Here is a 4965-nt window from a genome sequence, read left to right as displayed (position 1 = left end):
TCCCGCCGGGGTACGCCGGTGCGGGCCGGCCGTGGGCCACCCCGCCGGTGCGGCGCGGCGAGTCGGAGCAGCGGCCGGCCAGCATGACCCTGCTGTACGTCTGGATCCTGCTCTTCGGCTTCGTCGGCACCCAGCTCGCCTGGACCCTGCGCCCGTTCGTCGGCAGCCCGGGCGAGGACTTCGCGCTGTTCCGCAGCATCGAGGGCAACTTCTACGCGGAGATCCTGCGCACCCTCGGCAACCTGTTCTGACCAGTCGCGGGGCGGGCCGCCCCGGCGAGAGGGTGACGTCCGCACCACCGTCATGCCCGACCGGCGAAGTCCTGCCGGTCGGGCATGACGCTTTCGGGGGTGTCGCGCCCTGGTATCGCGCTACTCGCGTGACCGAGCGCTGCTCCGCACCGCTGAAATTCCTGGTCCGCCGCGTCTTGCCGGAGAAGTTACCGGCTAGTAACGTCGGGGCATGTCCATCGACTCGCGCCAGGTGGCGGCCGGGATGCTCCAGGCCGTGCCGTTCGCCCGTACCCTCGGCTTCGAGTTCGTCGAGGTCGCCCCCGAGGCCGAGGGCGGGGTTCGGGCTGTGGTCCGGCTGCCCGACACGCCGGCCACCCACAACCACGTCGGCGGTCCGCACGCCGGCGCCATGTTCACCCTCGGCGAGACCGCGTCCGGCACGGTGGTGATGGCCGCCTTCGGCCACCTGCTCGACCGCGCGGTGCCGCTCGCCGTCCGGGCCGACATCGCGTACCGGAAGCTGGCCATGGGGCCGGTGCTGGCCACCGCCCGGCTCGGGCGTACGCCGGCCGAGGTGGTCGCCGAGCTGGACGCCGGGCAGCGGCCCGAGTTCCCGGTGGAGGTCGAGATCGGCACCGAGGACGGCACCGTCACCGGCACGATGACCGTCGTCTGGACGCTGCGCCCCAACCGCTGACGGCACCGGCACCTGACGAAACGGGTTTGTTCGGGCGGTGCGCTGGATAGATTCGTACCGTGCTGGGCCTACCTGCTCATGTGTCCGCCTGTCTCTTCGATCTGGACGGTGTGCTGACGCAGACCGCCAAGGTGCACAACGCCGCCTGGAAGCAGACCTTCGACGCGTTCCTGGCGCGGCATGCGGCGGCCACCGGTGAGCCGTTCCGGCCCTTCGACCCCGGGCCGGACTACAACCGGTACGTGGACGGCAGGCCCCGCGCCGACGGGGTCCGGTCCTTCCTCGCCTCCCGGGGCGTGGTGCTGCCGGAAGGCAGCCCCGACGACCCGCCCGAGGCGGACACGGTCAACGGGGTCGGCAACCGCAAGAACGTCGTCCTGCTGGAGCGGATCCACCACGACGGTGTCGACGTCTACCCGGGCTCGGTGACGTACCTGCGGGCGGCCGTCGCGGCCGGGCTGCGCCGCGCGGTGGTCTCGGCCAGCGCGAACTGCCGCGACGTGGTCGCCGCCGCCGGCCTGGAACCGCTGCTCGAGGCGCGGGTCGACGGTCTGGTGGCAAGGGCCGAGGGGCTGCGCGGCAAGCCGCACCCCGACACCTTCCTGGCCGGCGCGAAGCTGCTCGGGGTAGACCCGGTCAACGCCGCCGTCTTCGAGGACGCCCTCGCCGGGGTGGCCGCCGGGCGGGCCGGCGGCTTCGGCTACGTGGTCGGCGTCGACCGGGTCGGCCAGGCCGACGAGTTGCGCGCCCAGGGCGCCGACATCGTGGTCACCGACCTCTCGGACCTGCTGAAGGGAACGGCGGCATGATCCGCGAACGCGCCTATCCGGTCGAGCCCTGGCACATCCGGGAGACCCGGCTGGACATGGACGTGCTGGCCCAGTCGGAGTCGGTCTTCGCGCTCTCCAACGGGCACGTGGGGCTGCGCGGCAACCTCGACGAGGGGGAGCCGCACGGCCTGCCGGGCACCTACCTCAACTCCTTCTACGAGCTGCGCCCGCTGCCGTACGCGGAGGCCGGTTTCGGCTTCCCCGAGTCGGGCCAGACCATCGTCAACGTCACCAACGGCAAGCTGATCCGGCTGCTGGTCGACGACGAGCCGCTCGACGTCCGGTACGGCGAGCTGCTGAGCCACGAGCGGATCCTCGACCTGCGCGCCGGCACCCTGCACCGGGAGATGCACTGGCGCTCCCCGGCCGGGCGCCAGGTCAAGGTCCGCAGCACCCGGCTGGTCTCCTTCACCCAACGGGCGGTCGCCGCGATCAACTACGAGGTGGAGGCGGTGGACGGGCCGCTGCGCCTCATCCTCCAGTCCGAGCTGGTCGCCAACGAGACGCTGCCGGCGCAGAGCCGCGACCCGCGGGTGGCCGCCGTGCTGGAGTCGCCGTTGCTGGCCGAGGAGGAGCTGACCACCGACGACGGCGGGCTGCTCATCCACCGCACCAAGGTCAGCGGCCTGCGGGTGGCCGCCGAGATGGGCCACGACGTGTTCGCCCCGGCGAAGTTCACCGTCGAGTCCGAGGGCTACGAGGACTGGGTGCGGACCACCGTCGGCTGCGTGCTCAAGCCCGGCGAGACGCTGCGGGTGGTCAAGTACCTCACGTACGGCTGGTCGAGCAAGCGATCACTGCCGGCGCTGCGCGACCAGGTCGGCGCGGCGCTGGCCGCGGCCCGGCTGGACGGCTGGGAGGGCCTGCGCCGGGAGCAGCGGGAGTACCTCGACGAGTTCTGGGACGCCGCCGACGTGCGGGTCGAGGGCGACCCGGAGGTGCAGCAGGCGGTCCGCTTCGGGCTGTTCCACGTCCTGCAGGCCGGCGCCCGGGCCGAGCGGCGACCCATCTCGGCGAAGGGCCTCACCGGCCCCGGGTACGACGGGCACGCGTTCTGGGACACCGAGATGTTCGTGCTGCCGGTGCTCACCTACACCCAGCCGTCCGCCGTCCGGGACGCGCTCTACTGGCGGCACTCGACGCTGGGGAGTGCCCAGGAGCGGGCCCGGACCTTGAATCTCCAGGGCGCCGCGTTCCCCTGGCGGACCATCGAGGGCCCCGAGTCGTCGGCCTACTGGCCAGCCGGCACCGCCGCCTTCCACATCGCCGCCGACGTGGCCGATGCGCTGCGCCGCTACCTGCTGGTCACCGGCGACGACCAGCTGGAGCAGGAGATCGGCCTGGAGCTGCTGGTGGAGACGGCCCGGCTCTGGCGCTCGCTGGGCCACCACGACCGCAGCGGTCGGTTCCATGTCGACGGGGTGACCGGGCCGGACGAGTACACCGCCGTCAAGGACGACAACATCTACACCAACCTGATGGCGCAGCGGAACCTGCTCACCGCCGCCGACTGCGCGATGCGCTTCCGCGACGAGGCGATCGACCTCGGGGTGACCGAGGAGGAGGCGGCCCAGTGGCGGGACGCCGCGAACGCCATGTACATCCCGTACGACAAGGGGTTGAAAGTCCACCAGCAGGTGGAGGGCTTCACCCGGTTGCAGGAGTGGGACTTCGAGCACACCCCGCCGGAAAAGTACCCGCTGCTGCTGCACTACCCGTACTTCGACCTGTATCGCAAGCAGGTGGTCAAGCAGGCCGACCTGGTGTTGGCCATGCACTGGCGGGGTGACGCCTTCACCGCTGACGAGAAGTTGCGCAACTTCCATTACTACGAGCGGCGTACCGTCCGGGACTCCTCGCTGTCGGCCTGCACCCAGGCGGTGGTGGCGGCCGAGGTCGGGCACCCGGAGCTGGCCCACCGCTACCTGCGCGAGGCCGCGCTGATGGACCTGCACGACCTCAACGAGAACACCCGCGACGGGGTGCACATGGCCTCGCTGGCCGGTGCGTGGATCGCGCTGGTCTCGGGCTTCGGCGGGCTGCGCGACCACGACGGGACGCTGTCGTTCTCGCCGCGCCTGTCCAGTCGGCTCAGCCGGCTGGAGTTCTCGTTGCAGTGGCGCGGGATGCGGCTGCGGGTGGACGTCCGGCCGCACCAGACCACGTACTCGCTGCGCAACGGCGGGCCGGACACCGTCGTGGAGCTGCACCACCACGGCGAGAAGATCAGCGTGACCAGCGCCCTGCCGGTCACCGTCCCGGTGCCGACACCCGATCCGCCCGGCCCGGCGCCCGAGCAACCCCCGGGTCGGTCCCCGCTGCTGCACCTTCCGGAGGACAACGCCTGACCAGCCCCGACCGGCCACGAGGTCGGCTGGTCCGGGCTGGTCAGGCCGACCGGCCACGAGGTCGGCGGCGCCCACTGCCCACCTCATGGCCGGAAAGGGTCAGAACTGGCGGCCGTTGGAGGGCCGGCCCCCCGCGTCGCGCGGAGCCATTGCGGCCGGGTCGTCCGCCGTGCGGGCCCGGGCCGCCTCGTCCGCCCAGTCCCGGCCGCGCTCGGCGTCCTGTTCGCGTTCTTCCTGCTCGGCCGTCCGGGTCTGCTGCCTGGACTTCTGCTTAGCCATGGCGATCCTCGCGATCCGTCGGGGCGCCGGGCACGCCGGCGCGTCGTGCGGTCACCCTGCGGCTTCCCGAGGTCGTCGGCGGCAAACGCCGGGGCGACCACCGCAGCCCGTCGGGGCGCCCCCGCTTGGGCACCGGTGGCGCGGGTATGACCGCCGGGCCGGTGCGGATCGACGGTACGGAGGGGTGCAGATGCGGACAGGAAGCAACGAGGTGACCATCCCGGTGGCCGACGGCGGGCTCCCGGCCGACGTGGTCGTCCCGGAGGGCGCGAACGGCGTGGTGCTCTTCGCCCACGGCAGCGGCAGCTCGCGGCACAGTCCGCGTAACACGGCGGTGGCCGGAGTGCTGCGGACGCGGGGCGCCGCCACCGTGCTGGTCGACCTGCTCACCCCGGAGGAGGACGCGGTCGACGCCGTCACGGCCGAGCTGCGCTTCGACATCGGCCTGCTCGCCGACCGGCTGGCCGGCATCGTCGACTGGCTGGGTACCGAGCCCACGCTGGGCCGGCTGCCGGTGGGCCTGTTCGGGGCGAGCACCGGTGCGGCGGCGGCGCTGGTCGCCGCGGCGGGGCGGCCGG

The 4965-nt window shown here is 72.7% G+C and carries 5 protein-coding genes and 1 pseudogene; 5 read left to right on the top strand and 1 reads right to left on the bottom strand.

Features of this window, described 5'->3' with window-relative positions:
• From JNW89_RS27500 to JNW89_RS27485, 4 genes and pseudogenes are all read left to right on the top strand, one after another.
• A pseudogene (locus tag JNW89_RS27500) lies at window positions 1–251 on the top strand (hypothetical protein); the annotation flags it as partial.
• Between the two features lie 211 nt (window positions 252–462).
• Window positions 463–930, top strand: coding sequence for a DUF4442 domain-containing protein (locus JNW89_RS27495; RefSeq protein WP_238451264.1), 468 nt, complete (start codon window positions 463–465; stop codon window positions 928–930).
• Window positions 931–989: 59 nt separating this feature from the next.
• A complete protein-coding gene (locus JNW89_RS27490; protein ID WP_238451262.1) occupies window positions 990–1739 on the top strand; it encodes a beta-phosphoglucomutase family hydrolase in 750 nt (249 codons plus the stop codon).
• Window positions 1736–4108, top strand: a complete 2373-nt coding sequence (locus tag JNW89_RS27485; RefSeq protein ID WP_238451260.1) for a glycoside hydrolase family 65 protein — start codon at window positions 1736–1738, stop codon at window positions 4106–4108. Before JNW89_RS27490 ends, JNW89_RS27485 begins: the two co-directional genes overlap by 4 nt.
• Before the next feature lie 99 nt (window positions 4109–4207).
• Here JNW89_RS27485 and JNW89_RS27480 read toward each other — a convergent pair whose 3' ends face one another.
• On the bottom strand, window positions 4208–4387 hold the full coding sequence (locus JNW89_RS27480) for a hypothetical protein (RefSeq protein WP_154940044.1): 180 nt from the start codon (window positions 4385–4387) through the stop codon (window positions 4208–4210).
• Window positions 4388–4577: 190 nt separating this feature from the next.
• On the opposite strand from JNW89_RS27480, the gene JNW89_RS27475 reads away from it, so the two are divergent.
• A partial coding sequence (locus tag JNW89_RS27475) for a dienelactone hydrolase family protein (RefSeq protein ID WP_375155151.1) occupies window positions 4578–4965 on the top strand: 388 nt, incomplete at its 3' end.

It is taken from the genome of Micromonospora sp. 4G55 (assembly GCF_016803375.1).
Note: the sequence above shows the minus strand (reverse complement) of the source record. Positions and strands in the feature narration are given on the sequence as shown.